The organism is Paralysiella testudinis, assembly GCF_016894345.1.
GTDB lineage: Bacteria > Pseudomonadota > Gammaproteobacteria > Burkholderiales > Neisseriaceae > Paralysiella > Paralysiella testudinis.
Genome location: NZ_CP069798.1, coordinates 1,032,501 through 1,048,762, shown reverse-complemented (window position 1 = coordinate 1,048,762; position 16,262 = coordinate 1,032,501). Strand labels below are relative to the sequence as shown.

Annotated in this window: 16 protein-coding genes; 4 read left to right on the top strand and 12 right to left on the bottom strand. The window is 56.3% G+C overall.

Going from position 1 to position 16,262, the window contains the following annotated elements; translation table 11 throughout:
• Positions 1 to 13 precede the first annotated feature (13 nt).
• Positions 14 to 1,885 (top strand): bifunctional chorismate-binding protein/class IV aminotransferase, encoded by a 1,872-nt coding sequence (locus JQU52_RS05300; RefSeq protein ID WP_230340096.1) that lies wholly within the window; start codon positions 14 to 16, stop codon positions 1,883 to 1,885.
• A gap of 150 nt (positions 1,886 to 2,035) precedes the next feature.
• The gene (locus JQU52_RS05295; protein WP_230340095.1) at positions 2,036 to 2,932 is read left to right on the top strand and encodes a LysR substrate-binding domain-containing protein; all 897 of its coding nucleotides are present in this window, start codon (positions 2,036 to 2,038) and stop codon (positions 2,930 to 2,932) included.
• A gap of 66 nt (positions 2,933 to 2,998) precedes the next feature.
• Here JQU52_RS05295 and amaA read toward each other — a convergent pair whose 3' ends face one another.
• The 4 genes from amaA to JQU52_RS05275 all read right to left on the bottom strand — a co-directional run bounded on the left by amaA (position 2,999) and on the right by JQU52_RS05275 (position 7,836).
• On the bottom strand, positions 2,999 to 4,282 hold the full coding sequence (gene amaA / locus JQU52_RS05290; RefSeq protein WP_230340094.1) for an L-pipecolate oxidase: 1,284 nt from the start codon (positions 4,280 to 4,282) through the stop codon (positions 2,999 to 3,001).
• A 28-nt stretch (positions 4,283 to 4,310) separates the two neighbouring features.
• Positions 4,311 to 5,777: a Na+/H+ antiporter NhaC gene (gene nhaC / locus JQU52_RS05285; protein ID WP_230340093.1), complete on the bottom strand. Its 1,467-nt coding sequence runs from the start codon at positions 5,775 to 5,777 to the stop codon at positions 4,311 to 4,313.
• 243 nt (positions 5,778 to 6,020) lie between these two features.
• The gene (gene amaB, locus JQU52_RS05280; RefSeq protein ID WP_230340092.1) at positions 6,021 to 7,514 is read right to left on the bottom strand and encodes an L-piperidine-6-carboxylate dehydrogenase; all 1,494 of its coding nucleotides are present in this window, start codon (positions 7,512 to 7,514) and stop codon (positions 6,021 to 6,023) included.
• Positions 7,515 to 7,518: 4 nt separating this feature from the next.
• The gene (locus JQU52_RS05275; protein ID WP_230340091.1) at positions 7,519 to 7,836 is read right to left on the bottom strand and encodes a hypothetical protein; all 318 of its coding nucleotides are present in this window, start codon (positions 7,834 to 7,836) and stop codon (positions 7,519 to 7,521) included.
• 23 nt (positions 7,837 to 7,859) lie between these two features.
• Here JQU52_RS05275 and JQU52_RS05270 point away from each other — a divergent pair, with 23 nt between their 5' ends.
• Positions 7,860 to 9,524: a thiamine pyrophosphate-binding protein gene (locus JQU52_RS05270; RefSeq protein WP_230340090.1), complete on the top strand. Its 1,665-nt coding sequence runs from the start codon at positions 7,860 to 7,862 to the stop codon at positions 9,522 to 9,524.
• 63 nt (positions 9,525 to 9,587) lie between these two features.
• Here the strand turns inward: JQU52_RS05270 and JQU52_RS05265 are convergent, their stop codons facing one another.
• Positions 9,588 to 10,595 (bottom strand): Ldh family oxidoreductase, encoded by a 1,008-nt coding sequence (locus JQU52_RS05265; RefSeq protein WP_230340089.1) that lies wholly within the window; start codon positions 10,593 to 10,595, stop codon positions 9,588 to 9,590.
• Positions 10,596 to 10,911: 316 nt separating this feature from the next.
• Between JQU52_RS05265 and JQU52_RS05260 the strand changes: the two genes are divergently transcribed.
• The gene (locus JQU52_RS05260) at positions 10,912 to 12,111 is read left to right on the top strand and encodes a branched-chain amino acid ABC transporter substrate-binding protein (protein ID WP_230340088.1); all 1,200 of its coding nucleotides are present in this window, start codon (positions 10,912 to 10,914) and stop codon (positions 12,109 to 12,111) included.
• Between the two features lie 223 nt (positions 12,112 to 12,334).
• Here the strand turns inward: JQU52_RS05260 and JQU52_RS05255 are convergent, their stop codons facing one another.
• From JQU52_RS05255 to JQU52_RS05225, 7 genes are all read right to left on the bottom strand, one after another.
• A complete protein-coding gene (locus JQU52_RS05255; protein WP_230340087.1) occupies positions 12,335 to 12,751 on the bottom strand; it encodes an acyl-CoA thioesterase in 417 nt (138 codons plus the stop codon).
• A gap of 38 nt (positions 12,752 to 12,789) precedes the next feature.
• Positions 12,790 to 13,281 carry a TlpA family protein disulfide reductase gene (locus tag JQU52_RS05250; protein WP_230340086.1) on the bottom strand — a complete coding sequence of 164 codons (492 nt, stop codon included), beginning with the start codon at positions 13,279 to 13,281 and terminating at the stop codon, positions 12,790 to 12,792.
• A gap of 32 nt (positions 13,282 to 13,313) precedes the next feature.
• Positions 13,314 to 13,721: an acyl-CoA thioesterase gene (locus JQU52_RS05245; RefSeq protein WP_230340085.1), complete on the bottom strand. Its 408-nt coding sequence runs from the start codon at positions 13,719 to 13,721 to the stop codon at positions 13,314 to 13,316.
• Between the two features lie 303 nt (positions 13,722 to 14,024).
• Positions 14,025 to 14,387, bottom strand: a complete 363-nt coding sequence (locus JQU52_RS05240) for a VacJ (RefSeq protein WP_230340084.1) — start codon at positions 14,385 to 14,387, stop codon at positions 14,025 to 14,027.
• Between the two features lie 43 nt (positions 14,388 to 14,430).
• Complete coding sequence (locus JQU52_RS05235) at positions 14,431 to 15,348, bottom strand: MlaA family lipoprotein (protein ID WP_230340083.1); 918 nt, start codon at positions 15,346 to 15,348, stop codon at positions 14,431 to 14,433.
• Positions 15,345 to 15,632, bottom strand: coding sequence for an STAS domain-containing protein (locus JQU52_RS05230; RefSeq protein ID WP_230340082.1), 288 nt, complete (start codon positions 15,630 to 15,632; stop codon positions 15,345 to 15,347). Before JQU52_RS05230 ends, JQU52_RS05235 begins: the two co-directional genes overlap by 4 nt.
• Before the next feature lie 3 nt (positions 15,633 to 15,635).
• Positions 15,636 to 16,235, bottom strand: a complete 600-nt coding sequence (locus JQU52_RS05225) for an MlaC/ttg2D family ABC transporter substrate-binding protein (RefSeq protein WP_230340081.1) — start codon at positions 16,233 to 16,235, stop codon at positions 15,636 to 15,638.
• Positions 16,236 to 16,262 lie beyond the last annotated feature (27 nt).

Sequence of the window (16,262 nt, the reverse complement as noted above, 5' to 3'; positions counted from 1 at the left end):
GGCACACACAATAATGCATACACCCAACGATTACTTCGTGCTGCTGGACAACGCCACCGGCAACCACGCCCGCCTGTTTACCCACTTTCAGGCAGCCACCCGGCTGCTGCCCACCGCGCTGGAGCAACTCGATGCACAACTACACCACGGCTGGCAGCAAGGCTGGCATGCCGTGTTGTGGCTGCCCTATGAATTCGGCAGCGCCCTACACAGGCTGCCTGAAAACACAGCGGATACCGCCAACACCCATTTAAGCATTTTCTGGTTTGCCCGCCAAAGCGTGCTCAACAGCGCCCAAACCGAGCACTGGCTGGCGCAGCAAGGCTCGGATCAACCCGCCGGCATCGCCCACACCCGCAGCGACACCAATCACCGCGATTATCTGGCTGCCATCGACACCATCCACCAAGCCATCCGCCGCGGCGACACCTACCAAATCAACTACACCACCCGTTGGCATTTCGATGCCTACGGCCACCCCGCCGCCCTCTACCGCCGCCTGCGCGCACGCCAGCCGGTGCCTTACGCCGCGCTGGCCTGCCTGCCGCAAAACGACACACAGCCGCCGTTGTGGACCTTATGCCTGTCGCCGGAGCTGTTTTTGCAAATAGACGCCGGCGGCCAAATCCACACCCGGCCGATGAAAGGCACCGCCCCCATCCTGCACGACGGCCACGACGAAGCCCGCGCCGAAGCCTTGCGCCACGACAGCAAAAACCGCGCCGAAAACGTGATGATTGTCGACTTGCTGCGCAACGACCTGGGCCGCATCGCCCAAACCGGCCAAGTGCAAGTGCCGCACGCCTTTGATGTTACCGCCTTTGGCAGCGTGTGGCAGATGACCAGCACCGTTACCGCCCAAGCCCGCCCCAACACCGGCATGGCCGACATCCTGCGCGCCACCTTCCCTTGCGGCTCGATTACCGGCGCACCCAAACGCATGAGCATGCAGATTATCCAAGCGCTGGAAGCCAGCCCGCGCGGGCTTTACACCGGCAGCATCGGCCACATCGCCCCCTGCCGCAGCGGCTTGGGCTTTTCAGGCAGCCTCAATGTGGTGATCCGCACCCTGCAACTGCAAGCACACCAACACGAGCAACAGCATTACCACGGCAGCATGGGCGTGGGCTCCGGCATCGTTATCGACAGCCAGCCGCAAGCCGAATACGAAGAATGCCAATGGAAAAGCGGCTTCCTCACCGGCCTGCCGCCCCAATTCGAGCTAATTGAAACGCTGGCCATTGAACACGGCCATTGCCCGCTGCTGCCGCTGCATCAACAGCGCCTCAGCCGCGCCGCCCACGAACTGCATTTTGATGCCAGCGCCGAGCACATCGCCCAACTGCTCACCCAAGCCATCGCCACCGTGCCCGCACAAGGCCGTTTCCGCCTCAAAGTGCAGCTTCAGCCCAACGGCCACTGGCAGCAACAACACGCCCCGCTCGAGCCGCTGCCAAGCACCCTTGCCGTGTTGCTGCACCCGCACAACCGCATCCGTGCCGATTTTTTAAGCCGCTACAAAACCAGCCATCGCGCCGCCTACGATGCCGCTTGGCAACACGCCGCCGCCCACCATGCCTTCGACACCCTGCTGTTCGACCACCACGGCCACCTGCTCGAAGGCGGGCGCAGCAATGTGTTTGTGCGCCTCAACGGCCACTGGCACACCCCCGCCGCCAGCTTGCCACTGCTCAACGGCGTGATGCGCCAAGCTATTCTTGCCGACCCGCAAACCCATCTCGGCTGCAGCCGCATCAGCGAAAGCCATTTGCACTACCGCCAAATCGCCACCGCCGAGCAAATCGTCCTCACCAACGCCCTGCGCGGCGTGATGCGGGTAAGCCGGATAGTGCCCATGGCACTGCCAGGCCTGTCTGCACCCTAATACAGCCAACCCCAGTATGCGTTAAAAGGCTGCCTGAAAACATTTCCGCTTTCAGGCAGCCTTTAATTTAAAAACAGCTCATCACTGGCGGTTCTTCATCCCAGCGCATCAATTATTATCTGCCTTTTGGATTTGGTATAAAATCGGCGCATGATGAAAAAACTCGCCGCCAAAAAATTCCCCTCCATTGCCTCTTTGCAATGCTTTGAAACCTCGGCACGCCACCTTAGCTTTACCAAAGCCGCGCAGGAATTGCACATGACCCAAAGCGCGGTGAGCAAGCAAGTGGCGCAGCTGGAGCACAGCCTCAACAATGCCCTGTTCAACCGCCTGCAACACCGGCTGCAACTCACCCCCACCGGCAAGCTGTTTTTGCGCCAGGCGCAGGAAATTCTCAGCAGCTTGGAGCAATCGGTGCTCAATATTCTGGCGCACGGCAGCGAGGCGGAAACCCTGCGCATCTTTACCCATCCCACTTTTGGCGCTCGCTGGCTGATTCCGGCGCTAAAAGGCTTTGGCAAAGCGCATCCGCATATTCATCTGGATGTGCACGATGCCTTGGGCGATTTTTGCGCCGAATTCAATCCCAATATGGACATCGGCTTTTTGCACGGCGACGGTGTGTGGCCGGGGCTCACCAGCATTAAGCTCTTCGACGGCCATTTTGTGGCGGTGTGCGCGCCGCATGCCACCCCGGCACCCTTGGACGATGTGGCCAAACAACCCAGCAGCATTTTGATTCAATCACGCGTGCGCCCACGCGCTTGGCAGGCTTATTTTCAGGCGCAAAACCAAGAATGGGCCGGCACCTTTAACGGCCCGCGCTTCGATTCTTTTTACGCGGTGATTCATGCCGCCGAATGCGGCTGCGGTATTGGGCTGGTGCCGCATATTTTGGTGCAGGAAGAGCTGGCCGACGGCCGCTTGCAATTGGCGTGGCCGCATCATGAGCAGCAACACGGCGCCTATTATCTGGTGCACCCCACCAATATGGAAACCACACCCAAAGTGCGCACGCTGATTGAGTGGATTCAGGCGCGGCTGTAAAGGCTGCCTGAACGGTTTTTTACACAACAAAACCGTTCAGGCAGCCTTTTTATACGCCGATAAATATCAGGCAATAATCCGCAAACACTGCCCGGCGTGATACAGCGCCAAGCCAGCATCGTAAACAGTGGCGCGCAGCTCGCGGTAGGGTACGGTGCACTCTTCCAGCACGCGAAACGGCAGCGGTAGGGCATCGCGGTTGTCGGTTTGCAAATAATCGGCAAAGGCTTTGCCAATCAATGTGCCGGTGGTGATGCCGCGCCCGTTGTAGGCGGTGGCGGCCACGATGCCGGGTGCCGGCTCGAAAATACGCATAATATGGTCGTCGGTAAAGCCAAAGCGGCCACACCAGCGGTATTGCCAATTCACTTTGCCCAAGTCGGGAAAATATTTGTGCAGCATGGTGTTGGCCCACAGCAAATACAGCGCTTCTTTGTTGTCCGACAAGCCCACAGTGCCCAGCAGCAGGCGGCCGTCTTGGTCGCGGCGGATGCTGGATAATGCTTGGCGCGTATCCCATGAGCCGTTGCGGTGCGGCAAAATGCGCTCGGCGGCGGCACCGCTGAGCGGCTCGGTGGCGATTTGGTAGTAGCAAACAAAATAAATGGTTTGCAGCAATTTGGTCCATTCGCCTTCAGTGTAGGCATTGGTGGCAATCACCACTTTATCGCAGGCCACGCTGCCTGTGGCGGTTTTCACCAGCCAGCTGCTGCCCTGCTTTTCAATGCCGTTTACCGCGCTGTCTTCAAACAACTGCACGCCCAAGCGCATGGCGGCGGCGGCCAGCCCCAATACATAGGCATAGGGGTTGATGGTACCGGCGCGTTTGTCGAGCAGGGCTTTGTTAATCGAGGTGGTGCCGCAGTATTCGTGGCATTTGGCACCGCTCAATACCTGCACATCGGCACCACGGCGGCTAAGCTGGGCAAAGCGCTCGTCTACATCGGCTTCACCGACGGCATTGTGCCCCATGTGCAGATTGCCGGTGCGGGTGTCTTGCGCATCAATGCCCAGCCGGTCGATGGTGTCGAACACCAGCTTGGGCGCGGCACCCAGCGCAGCGGTGAGCTTTTCGCCCACGGCTTCGCCCAGGTATTTGTTCAAATCATCCGGCCGCGCCCAAGTGCCCGCATTCACCAACCCCACATTTCGCCCGGAGCCACCTGCGCCGATGTGGCTGCTTTCCAGCAACACCACCCGCCGCCCCGCTTCGGCCAAATGCACCGCCGCCGACAAGCCGGTGTAGCCCGCGCCAATCACACACACATCTGCTTGCAGGGTGCCGGCCAGATGCAGCTGGCGCGCCGGTGCATCCACCAAGGTGTGCCACAAAATTTGCTCTTGCAACATGCTGTATGCCTCTTCAATGATAAGCCACTTATAAACCTTGCCATTTCGGCGGCCGGCGGCGACGCTCTTGCGGCGACACTTTGGGAATGAATTTGCCGGTAACCATCCACACCAAACCAATCAATGGCGACAGCCAGCAAGCAAAGGCATACGGCGCATAGGCAAAGGTGGCGGCGCCCAAGGTGGCGGCGATAAAGCTGCCGCCCATATTCCACGGAATCAGCGGCGAGAGCAAGGTGCCGCAGTCTTCAATCGAGCGGGTGAGCGTGGTTTTTTTGTAGCCCAACTCTTCGTATTTGTCTTTCATCAGCCGCGCAGGTAGCACCAAGGTGGTATACACATCGCCCACCAGCACGCCGGTGCCCAAAACACTGGTATAAGTGGCGCCCAACAAGCCAAAGCGGCTGCGAATCAAATGGTTGATTTTATTCATCACCGAACGCAAGGTGCCGTAGTATTCCAGCGCCCCCACAAAGCCCAAGGCAAACATGGTGAGCGTGACCACCCATGTCATCGACATCACCCCGCCTTTAGACAGTAGTTTGTCCACCACTTCAAAGCCGGTGGCACTGACCACGCCGTTTTGCAACACATTAAACAATTCCGGCACCGTACTGCCCTGCACCACAAAAGCCACGGCTGCGGCCACCACCACCCCGGCATACACCGTGGGCATGGCCGGCATTTTCATCATCGCCGCGGCAATCACCACCACCGCCGGCAGCAAGGTAATCAAGCTGAGTTTGTAATTGGCGGCCATGGTGTCTTGCACTTGTTGGATCAGCCCCATATCCACGCCGCTGGTGCTGTAGCCGTAGCCCAGCCAAGCATATAAACCTAGGGCAATCAGCATGGCGGGCAGGGTGGTGGGCAACATGCCTTTGATGTGTTCCCACAGGCCGATTTCAGCCGCCGCCGGGGTGAGGTTGGTGGTTTCCGACAAGGGCGACATTTTGTCGCCAAAAAAAGCGCCCGACACAATCGCACCGGCAGTGATGGCCGGCGGAATGCCAAGCCCTTCGCCAATGCCCATCATCGCCAGCCCCACCGTACCGGCGGTGCCCCAAGAAGTGCCGGTGGCCAAGGAAATCACCGCGCAAATCAGGCACAGGAAAAACAGAAAATTAGACGGCGTAAAGAAGCTAAAGCCGTAATACAAAATAGTGGGCACGGTGCCGGCCGCAATCCAGGCGGCAATCAGCATGCCCACGCCCATCAAAATCATCACCGCCGGCAAGCCGATTTTAATCACCTTGAGAAAGTGGCTTTCCATGTCGTTCCACTTACCCTTGCGCAGCCAAACAAACATCCCAGTAATCACAATGCCGCAAGCCAGCGGAATATGCGGCGTAAAATCCTTAAACACAAAAAACTGCACCATCAACAAAATGGTGGTGAGCACCAAAGGCGCAATGTCGAGTAAAAACGAGCCGCTCGGCGGCAAGCTTGTCGGCTCGTTGGCGGGCGAATGTTGGGGATTGTTTAAATCAGACATGCGGACATTCCTTTTATGCCATCTGCACCGGCATAGAGCAAAGAAATCAATCAGATAATGACAATAAACACCTGAAAATAATTGAATTTCTTCCCATAGCCATGCCCGGCGGACAGGTGGCCAGCCAAGCGGAATCCATGCAGATTATTTGTTTTAAAAGAAGAGAAGTCTGTATTAGGCTGCCTGAAATCATTGGGCATGCTTTCAGGCAGCCGATTGAGAATCAAAACCGATTCAAAAGCATCAACTGAAGTTAATCCCTTGTGCCAGCGGCAATTCGCGCGAATAGTTCACGGTATTGGTTTGGCGGCGCATATAAGCTTTCCACGCATCCGAGCCGGATTCGCGGCCGCCGCCGGTTTCTTTTTCGCCGCCAAAAGCGCCGCCGATTTCCGCACCGCTGGTGCCGATGTTCACATTGGCAATGCCGCAATCGCTGCCGCTGGCGCTTAAGAATTGCTCGGCTTCGCGAATGTCGTTGGTGAAAATGCAAGACGACAAACCTTGCGGCACATCGTTTTGCATCGCCAGCGCCTCGTCAAAATCGCGGTAGCTCAGCACATACAGAATTGGGGCGAAGGTTTCGGTTTGCACCACCGTATTTTGGCTGCTCATTTGCACAATGGCCGGTTGCACATAATAGGCGTCGGGATATTCGGCCGCCAGCACGCGCTCACCGCCAAATACCTGCCCGCCCGCATCGCGAGCCTTTTGCAGCATGGCCTGCATTTGCTCAAAGCTGTGGCGGTCAATCAAAGGGCCCACCAAATTGCCTTGCAAGGGGTTGCCGATGGCCACCGATTGATAGGCCTTTTTCAATTTTTCCAGCACTTCGGCCTGCACCGATTCGTGTGCAATCAAGCGGCGCAAGCTGGTGCAACGCTGTCCGGCAGTGCCCACGGCGGAAAACAAAATGCCGCGCACGGCCAAATCCAAATCGGCACTGGGCGCCAAAATCATGGCGTTGTTGCCGCCCAATTCCAAAATACATTTACCAAAGCGCTCGGCCACTTTGGGCGCCACAATTTTACCCATGCGGGTGCTGCCGGTGGCGCTGATCAGCGGCACACGCGCATCGCACACCAATTGGTCGCCAATGGCCGCATCGCCCACCAATACTTGCGACAAATGCGGCGGCGCATCGGCACCGAATTGCTGCACGGCTTGCTCAAACAGCGCTTGGCAGGCCAATGCGGTGAGCGGGGTTTTTTCCGACGGCTTCCAAATCACCGCATTGCCGCACACCAGCGCCAGCGCGGTATTCCACGACCACACCGCCACCGGAAAATTAAATGCCGAAATCACCCCCACTACGCCCAGCGGATGCCAGCTTTCGCGCATATGGTGGCCGGGGCGCTCGGAAGCGATGGTGAGGCCGTAAAGTTGGCGCGACAAGCCCACGGCAAAGTCGCAAATATCAATCATTTCCTGCACTTCGCCCAAGCCTTCTTGGGTAATTTTGCCCGCCTCCCACGACACCAGCTCGCCCAGTGCTTGCTTGTGCTCGCGCAAAATATTGCCCAACAAGCGCACCAGCTCGCCACGGCGCGGCGCAGGCACATTGCGCCATTGTGTAAATGCCTGCTGCGCCTGCTCGATTTGCACATCCACATCGGCCTGGCTGTGTTGCGCCACTTTGCCCAGTAGGCTGCCGTCAATCGGCGAATGCACCGCCAAGGTGCCGTTTTGGTATTGCGCGGGTGCCACGCCCATTTGGTTCATCAATGCCTGAATCATTTGTTCACTCCTGCGTGTAAAAAACCGTGCCGCAGCCAAGCAAGCCGCCGCTGTATGGCAAAAATAGTACGGCGGGTGGCGGGATTGTTACAAACGAATAAAACGAAGTGGGTAATTCCATTTTTTCTTGTTGAACAACAGGGCAGCAGTGTTGGCAAAGGCTACCTGAAACCCATCCCACCACCGCAACCCTACTCATTCCAAAACGGAATATTCCCCATCCCATTTTTCGCTTGCCGCCGCACAGGCCGCTATTTATATTTTCCCCTGCTAATCTGGCCGTTTCAGGCAGCCTGAATACCGCCCTTTTAATATCTCCCATTTTCAAACACAAGGAATCAACTGATGAGCACGCAAACGCAGCGCAGTGGTGGGCAAATTTTGGTGCAGCAACTGCGCAATCAGGGCGTGCGCCAAGTGTATTGCGTGCCCGGCGAAAGCTATCTGGCCGTGTTGGATGCGCTCTACGACACCGACATCAACATCACCGTATGCCGCCAAGAAGGCGGCGCGGCGATGATGGCGGAGGCTGCGGCCAAACTCAGCGGCGAAGTGGGCATTTGTATGGTGACGCGCGCCCCGGGTGCCACCAATGCCTATGCCGGCGTGCACATTGCCAAGCAAGATTCCACGCCGATGATTTTGTTTGTCGGCCAAGTGGCGCGCGACACCAAAGGGCGGGAGGCGTTTCAGGAAATGGATTACGCCAGTGTGTTTGGCAGCCAAACCAAATGGGCGGTGGAAATCGACTGCATCGAGCGCATTCCCGAAATCGTTCATCGTGCCTTTCACACCGCCCTGTCCGGCCGCCCCGGCCCGGTGGTGGTGGCCTTGCCCGAAGACATGCTCACCGAAATGGCCGCCGTGGCCGACGCACCGCCCTGCCACGCCACTGAAATGGCACCCACAGCCACTCAATGGCAACAGCTCGAAAGCGTGCTCAACCAAGCGCAGCGCCCGCTGTTTATCTTGGGCGGCAGCACTTGGCAGGCCGATGCCACAGCGGCGTTTGCCGATTGGGCGGCGGCGCACCAAGTGCCGGTGGCGGTGGAATTTCGGCGCCAAATGCTGCTCAGCGCCCACCATCCTTGCTATGTGGGCGACATCGGCCTGGGGCTGAACCCCAAATTACTGGCCTATGTGCAACAAGCCGACTGCATTGTGCTGCTGGGCGGCAGGCTGCCTGAAGTGCCGTCGCAAAACTACACCTTACTCAATGGCGGCGCGGCCAAAAAAGTGGTGCATATCCACCCGGATGTGCTGGAACTGCACCGCGTGTATGCCGCCGATGTGGCCATCAACACCACCGCCGCTTACTTAGCCAACGCGCTGGCCGCCCACACCCAAGTGAAAACCCACCATGCCGACTGGCTGGCACAAGGCCGCCAAAATTACCTAGCTTGGTCCGACACCGGCGCGGTACAGGTAAGCGGCAAAATGAATCCGGCCAACATCATCCGCACCCTGCAAACCCAGCTGGCCGCCGATGCCATCATCACCAATGGCGCCGGTAATTACGCCGCCTGGCTGCACCGCTTCTACCGCTACGGCGGCTTCGGCACCCAGCTGGCGCCCACCTCCGGCTCCATGGGCTACGGCTTGCCCGCCGCCGTGGCCGCCAAAAATCAACACCCCGAGCGCGAAGTGATCTGCTTTGCGGGCGACGGCTGCTTTATGATGCACGGGCAGGAATTCGCCACCGCTGTGCAATATCAACTGCCGATTATGGTGATTATTTTCGACAACAGCATGTACGGCACCATCCGCATGCACCAAGAGCGCCACTATCCTTTGCGCGAATGCGCCACCGCGCTGCACAACCCCGATTTTGCCGCCTACGCCCAAGCTTTCGGCGGCTTTGGCGCCCGCATCGAGTTGGATCAAGACTTCCTGCCCGCCTACCTTGCCGCCAAAGCCAGCGGCAAACCGGCCATTTTGCACTGCATCTTAGAGCAAGAAACCCTCTCACCCACCACCACCTTAAGCCAATTGCGTGCTGCGGCTGGTTAATGCCCAGTAAAAAAGGCTGCCTGAAAACAAATATTTTCAGGCAGCCTTAATCCATCATTTTATTCAATCCAACAAAGCCCTCAGCTCCGCCAATACCGACTCATCCACCACCACGCCGCCTTGCTCACGGTTGCGCTGCCGCGCCTGAAAACGGCGCTGCGAAGGCAGGCGGGCGCCAGCGGGGTTGAACTGATCCAGCAGCGCTTCCGCCCGTGCCAAATGGGCATCTGCTTCATCACCCAACAAAAAGGCGGGATCAATGGCAATGATGATTTCGCCGCCATAAGGCAAGGTGGCGGTACCGTCGGCAAAGGCCATCGATTCTTGGCTGCTTAAGTCGCCAATCAAGGGCCCGGCCAGCAGCTCCACCATGGTGGCCAAGGCCGAGCCTTTGTGGCCGCCAAAGGTGAGCATGGCACCGGCCAAGGCGGCAGTGGCATCCAGCGTGGGCTGGCCTTGCGCATCAATCGCCCAGCCCGCTTCCAGCGGCTGGCCTGCACGCTGGCGCAGCTGGATTTCACCACGCGCGCTGGCACTGGTAGCAAAATCAAACACATAAGGCTCATCGGCATTGGCACGCGGAAAGCCGAAGCCAATGGGATTGGTGCCAAGCAACGGCTTGGTGCTGCCCGCCGGTGCCACCCAAGCATGACTGGGGGTCATGTTCAGCGCCACCAGCCCGGCGCGGGTAAGCTGCTCGATTTCCACCCACAATGCCGAAAAATGCACGCAGTGGTTAATCGCCAAAATACCCACCCCGAAACGGCGGGCGCACGCCATCAGCTTGGGCAGCCCCAAGGCAAAAGCGGTGGGCGCCGGCCCCATGCGGGCGTCTATTTTCACCACCGCTCCGGCTTCATGGCTGATGTAGGGCAACACATCCGCCGCCAGCTTGCCTTGCCGCCAAGTATCCAGCACGCCCAACAAGCGCCACACGCCGTGCGAATGGCAATCGTCTTGCTGCGCGGTGAGCAAAGTTTCGGTGATGCTGTGCTGGTGCTCGACCAAAAAACCATGCCGCGCCAAAATCGCTTGGCACAGCTGCCTTAATTCATTTAAATCCGTTTTCATACCTTACCCCGTCTCATAAATAACCGCATACGCCAAATTCTAGCAGCAAATGCCGATGCTATAGTGGAATGAAGAATAAAGTGATACAAGGCGCGAAGCCGTAGACAGTACAGATAGTACGGCAAGGCGCAGCAACGCCGTAGCACTTTGTTATGCATTTCACTATATTTGATTCCATTATGGAATGACGTTAGAACTTAAGTTCGTTTGCCAAGCCAAGGCATCTGGTTTTAAATCAGCGCATGTTTCATCATTTTTTAACAAACGATTTTGCACATTCATTGATGCTGCCAAAATCAGATTGAGGAAAAACACCATGACTACCCCAACATGCAAATGGATGCCGCTGGCGCTGGTATTGGCTTTGGCGGCGTGTAATCAAAACAGCCAAGTCACCGCAGCCGATGGCGGCTGCGGCACGCTGGCCGAAGGGGAAATTTGCGTCAAAATTGGTAGCGCGGGGCCGTTAACCGGCGGCATTGCCGAATCGGGTTTGGATACCCAGCGCGGCGTGCAATTGGCCATCAACGACATCAATGCCCAAGGCAATCTCATGATTGGCGGCAAAAAAGTGAAATTGGCGCTGGTGAGCGAAGACGATGCCGCCGACCCTAAACAAGGCCCGGTGGTGGCGCAAAAACTGGTCGACAGCGCCGTGGTGGGCGTGGTGGGGCACTTTAATTCCGGCGTTTCCATCCCCGCCAACAAAGTTTATGCCGAAGCGGGCATGGTGCAAATCGCCCCTGCTTCCACCAATCCCGACTACACCCTCAAAAGCGTGAAAACAGCCGGCGGCTTGGTTAGCGCCTACCGCACCATTCTCACCGACTCGCGCCAAGCGCCGGTGTTGGCGCAATACATGCTGAAAAACGGCGGCAAAACCGTGGCAGTGCTGGATGATGCCACCCAATACGGCAAAGGCATTGCCGACGAAGTGGCCAAAACCCTGCAACAAGCCGGTGCCAACGTGGTGCATCGCGATTCCGCCACCGACAAAACCACCGACTTCAAAGCCATCCTCACCACCATTAAAGCCAAAAATCCGGATTATGTCTTCTGGGGCGGCATGGACGACACCGCCGCCATTTTGGCCAAACAATTAAAAGAGCTGGGGCTGAAATCGCAGCTGGTGAGTGACGACGGCGTGTGCAGCGAACGCTTTGTGCAATTGGCCGGAGCCGCCGCCGAAGGCACCGTGTGCTCGCAACCGGTGCCGCTGGAAAAAATGCCCAAAGGCACCCAGTTCAAAGCCGCATACGAAAAAACCTTCCCCGGCAAACAGGCACTCACCTTCTCACCGTTTGCCTATGACGCCACCTTTGCCATTGTGGAAGCCATGAAACTGGCCGACTCGGTCAAACGCGAAGACATCACCAAAGCCATGCCCAAGGTTAACTTTGAAGGCGTGATTGGCAATATTGCCTTTGATGAAAACGGCGATATGAAAAAAGGCGCCAGCTCGCTATTTAAAGTGCAAGAAGGCAAATTGGTAAATTTTGAAGTGATTAACTTTTAAAATACTGTGTGGCATTGAAAAAAAGCCGCCAAAATTTGGCGGCTTTTTCAGGCAGCTAAAACGCAGTTTCTGCGAAGCTAAAACGCAGTTTCTGCGAAGCTAAAACATCTTTTCTATACGGCCTTGTAGATCGGATTCTTGAGTCTGACGGCTACGACAAGGCTGCCTAAAAACCCCAGTTTCTGCGCAGCTAAAACACCGTTTTGGCACAACCCAACACTATTTATCCTTCCCTGTGCCGAAACAAAGCCGCCACCGCCGCCGGAATACGTACCGGCTTTAAGCTGCTGCGGTTAAGCAAACACCATTGCGTGTGCGCTTGCACCACGGTTTGCTTGTCGCTGAGCCGGCTCAGCCGGTAATGGCGGGTACTCAAGGCACCGCGGCATTCGTCTACCCAAGTTTCCAGCAATAACTCATCGCCCAGCCATGCCGCCACCAGATAGTCTAGGCTGTGGTGGCGCGCCACCCACGCATACTGCGTGCGCAAAGCCTCATCCGCCAATTGCTGCCAATGCAAAATGGCGCCGTCTTGCAGCCATTGCAGATAGCGCACATTGTTAACATGGCGCATCTCGTCCAAATCGGCTTCCGCCACTACGATGTGTTGGCGGTAAATATCGGCAGCAGTGCTCGGCATGGCGTTGGCTTTCATCACAAAATGGAACAAAGAGGGCTTTATTTTGCCAGCAAGCCGTCTACCTGGCGGTACAGCTCGCCAAAATCCGGCTCGCCCAAATAGGTTTTGTGTACCTTGCCGTTTTGGTCTACCAGAAACGACATCGGCGCCAATTGCACCTGATAGCTTTTGCCCACCTTGCCATCGGTGTCAATGGCCACGGTAAACGGAATTTGCCGGCTCTCTACATAATTGCGCACGCTGCTTTCCGGGTCATAAGGCAGGGCAATGCCAATTAGCTGGAAATCCGGCTTGCTCTGATAATCGTGCGCCATTTTAATCAATTTGGGCATTTCGCTCACGCAGCCGGGGCAAGAGGGATACCAAAAATTAATCAGGGTAACCTTGCCGTGCAGATTTTGCTGGGTGAGGCTGTTGCCGTGCAAATCTTTCAAGGCAAAATCGGGGGCGGCTTCGGCACGCGGCCACAACACCAACGCCAACAAAGCCGCCAATACCAGCGGCACCAACCACATAGCCGTTTTTTTCATCTCGCTTTCCTTATCTGTGCGCAACCGCAACCTTAAACAGCGGCCACCAGCTCATCCAATTTTGCTTTGAGCGCGCCGTCAAACGCCACCGCCCTGCCCGCCTTTTGATCCACCGCCACAAACACGATTTTGGCATCGGCCACCACGGTATCACTGCCCTTCAGCACGATTTCCTGTGCCAGCACCGCATTGCGTTGTTGCACCGATTCAAAACGGGTGCGCACCACCAAATCATCGTTTAACACCGCACCGCGGCGGTAATTGATGTTGATGTTTACCACCGCCATGCCCAGCCCCACATCCAGAAACAGCGGCGTTAAGCCGGTATCTTCAAAATACGACCAGCGCGCTTCTTCCAAAAATTCCAGATAGCGCGCATTGTTAACGTGTTGGAACACATCCAAATGATAGCCGCGTACGCGTATGGCAGTGTGGTGCATGATATTTCCTCGTTGTCATACCCATTCTAAAAAATAACCTAACTGCGTTGGCTCGCCTACGCGCTACGCGAACGATTTTGTAAGGTGCTAAAGCACCAACAAACTCTGTTCCGTACTGGGTGTACTGTCTTCGACTCAGTTCAAAGAGAACGATTTACTACGGCGCTGAAGCACCAAATAAATCAGTTCCGCCTTGTTATCTTATTTTTGAGAATTGGTATAAATAAACAAACAGTAAAAAACCGATGCCGTTACCGGCACCGGCTCATCATTATAGGCTGCCTGAAAGGCCGCAAATACAATTTAATTCAAGGTTATCGGTTGGAAAGCATCGCGGGCCAAATCTTGCGCCGCCAAATCGGTGACCACGGTGGAGAGCTGGATATCAAACCATTCGTTGAAAATATCCGGATGCAAATCCGGCCACAGGCTTTCGTCTTCACACCAGTCGCCCAGCTCTGCGGCAAAAATTTCTTCTACCCGCGCTTCGATTTCCGCCCATACTTCTTCCACATCTTCACAAGGGCTCACCAAATACGCATTGGCGTCTTGCTGCAAATCGGCCAAGGTAAAATCTTCCAAATCCACATCAGGCAAAGACTGCAGCCAGTACCAAAACGGCTCTAAAGGCATCAGCAAAAAGACGCTGCGGTTTACTTCATACATGGCTTGCTCCTGATTAAAAACGGCCGCTATTCGGCGCATGGCCTTATTGTACCGACTCTACCGGCCAATAGTTAAGGTATTTTTCATGCGCAGATGTCCATGCCAAGGTCTTTGCCGGTGCCGACACGGCTTCGGCCAATGGCAAATCAACAGCAGCCGCATCCAAAGCGGCCGGTTTGGCCAAATCCGCAGACTCGGCAGTATCTGCCGCTGCCGATGTGTCGCCATCGGCACCGTCGTTTTCTGCTGGTACCAGGCTGTCGATATCAATATCTTCAGTAGCAGTAGCGCCGGTATTGCCCACTTGGCGATTGCGCATATCCATAAAAATATCGCGCACATAGGCATAGCGATCCAATGCCGCTTCATCTAGGCCGGAAGTCAAATCCAACAAAGCCTCGCGGCGGGAAACAGTACCCAGTACAGAGGCACCATAACGTGCGCCGGGATCGGTAAACACCACTTTTTGCACCGGATAGGCATACAAAATAGTATTGCCTATGCTGTCGCGCACAGTAGAAGGGCCGGTGAGCGGATAAACGAAATAATTGCTGTTTTTCCAGCCCCACGAAGCAAAGGTATCGCCGAGGGTATTTTTGTTGTTCGGCATTTGTCCGGCACCGGCAATATCAATCAGGCCGCCTAAGCCGAAGGTGCTGTTGATGCCCACCCGCACCAAATCGGTACTGGCTTTTTCGATATCCAAACGCAGTACATTGCTGCCAAAGCTGACCACATCACGCAGATTGTTGAAAAAATTGCGCACACCCGTGCGCACCGGCGAAGGCGTTACCTTGCGGTAGCCCTTGGCCACCGGCACCATAACATGCCGATCCAGCGTGTCGTTCACGCGGAACATAAAGCGGTTATAGCCCTGATACGGGTCTTGATAAGCGCCGTCCGCCCATACCGGCGACACCACCGCCACCGCCAGCACCGCCACGCACAATTGTTTTTTCATTCCGTTATCCATGGGTCAATCTCGTACAAAGCCGTGAGCATGCGCAAATCGGCGGGCATATGCGCCAGCTTCAATGTTTGCTGTTGCGCTTGTTTTATGCGCATGGCCGCCAGCAACAAGGCCACGCAGGCGGAGTCGGCACGGCTCACCGCCGCCAAATCCAGCGTATGCACCGAGCTGTCGGCCATTTCCTGACAAAAACGGCGGTATTGCGCGGCATCCACCGTGGCCATGGTCACGGCTGCCTGCAAGGCCACCACACCGCCGTTGCGCTCAATATTCATGTGCTATTGGCCGTTTTTTGATTTCAAATCGGCAATCAGGCCGTCAATGCCTTTTTGGCCGATGGTTTGGCCAAACTGGTTGCGGTATACGGTAACCAAGCTGGCACCTTCCACCGCCACATTATACACACGGTATTTGCCGCCGCTTTGATAGAGTGTGTAATCCATGTTCACCGGTTTACCACCGCCAGCGGCCACCACTTCGGCACGCACAATCACTTCTTGGCCGCCACGGTTCACCACCGGGTTGTCACGTACGGTGACTTTGGCATTTTTGAATTTCAGCATGGTGCCGGAATAGGTGCGAATCAACAGGGTTTTAAATTCCTGTGTGAGCGCCTGCTTTTGTGCCACACTGGCATTGCGCCATGGGTTGCCTACGGCCAAGGCGGTCATGCGTTCGAAATCAAAATAGGGAATAGCGTAGTTTTCGGCTTGGCGGCGTACTTGGGCGTCATTGGCGCCATTGGCCTTGCTTAAGATGCTCAATACTTGGGTAGCATTGCCACGCACTTGGGTAACCGCCTGCTGCGGGGTGGCCAAAGCCAAGCTAATGCTCATCACCGCCATAGTGACGGCGCCGATAAAGGCTGATTTTTTCATCGTGGTTTTCCTTTTAATGGTTTATTA

Excerpts from the sequence above, each read along its gene's own strand:
- JQU52_RS05300 (WP_230340096.1), top strand. The coding sequence starts at position 14 with ATGCATACACCCAACGATTACTTCGTGCTGCTGGACAACGCCACCGGC.
- JQU52_RS05295 (WP_230340095.1), top strand. The coding sequence starts at position 2,036 with ATGATGAAAAAACTCGCCGCCAAAAAATTCCCCTCCATTGCCTCTTTG.
- amaA (WP_230340094.1), bottom strand. The coding sequence starts at position 4,282 with ATGTTGCAAGAGCAAATTTTGTGGCACACCTTGGTGGATGCACCGGCG.
- nhaC (WP_230340093.1), bottom strand. The coding sequence starts at position 5,777 with ATGTCTGATTTAAACAATCCCCAACATTCGCCCGCCAACGAGCCGACA.
- amaB (WP_230340092.1), bottom strand. The coding sequence starts at position 7,514 with ATGATTCAGGCATTGATGAACCAAATGGGCGTGGCACCCGCGCAATAC.
- JQU52_RS05275 (WP_230340091.1), bottom strand. The coding sequence starts at position 7,836 with ATGGGAGATATTAAAAGGGCGGTATTCAGGCTGCCTGAAACGGCCAGA.
- JQU52_RS05270 (WP_230340090.1), top strand. The coding sequence starts at position 7,860 with ATGAGCACGCAAACGCAGCGCAGTGGTGGGCAAATTTTGGTGCAGCAA.
- JQU52_RS05265 (WP_230340089.1), bottom strand. The coding sequence starts at position 10,595 with ATGAAAACGGATTTAAATGAATTAAGGCAGCTGTGCCAAGCGATTTTG.
- JQU52_RS05260 (WP_230340088.1), top strand. The coding sequence starts at position 10,912 with ATGACTACCCCAACATGCAAATGGATGCCGCTGGCGCTGGTATTGGCT.
- JQU52_RS05255 (WP_230340087.1), bottom strand. The coding sequence starts at position 12,751 with ATGCCGAGCACTGCTGCCGATATTTACCGCCAACACATCGTAGTGGCG.
- JQU52_RS05250 (WP_230340086.1), bottom strand. The coding sequence starts at position 13,281 with ATGAAAAAAACGGCTATGTGGTTGGTGCCGCTGGTATTGGCGGCTTTG.
- JQU52_RS05245 (WP_230340085.1), bottom strand. The coding sequence starts at position 13,721 with ATGCACCACACTGCCATACGCGTACGCGGCTATCATTTGGATGTGTTC.
- JQU52_RS05240 (WP_230340084.1), bottom strand. The coding sequence starts at position 14,387 with ATGTATGAAGTAAACCGCAGCGTCTTTTTGCTGATGCCTTTAGAGCCG.
- JQU52_RS05235 (WP_230340083.1), bottom strand. The coding sequence starts at position 15,348 with ATGAAAAAACAATTGTGCGTGGCGGTGCTGGCGGTGGCGGTGGTGTCG.
- JQU52_RS05230 (WP_230340082.1), bottom strand. The coding sequence starts at position 15,632 with ATGAATATTGAGCGCAACGGCGGTGTGGTGGCCTTGCAGGCAGCCGTG.
- JQU52_RS05225 (WP_230340081.1), bottom strand. The coding sequence starts at position 16,235 with ATGAAAAAATCAGCCTTTATCGGCGCCGTCACTATGGCGGTGATGAGC.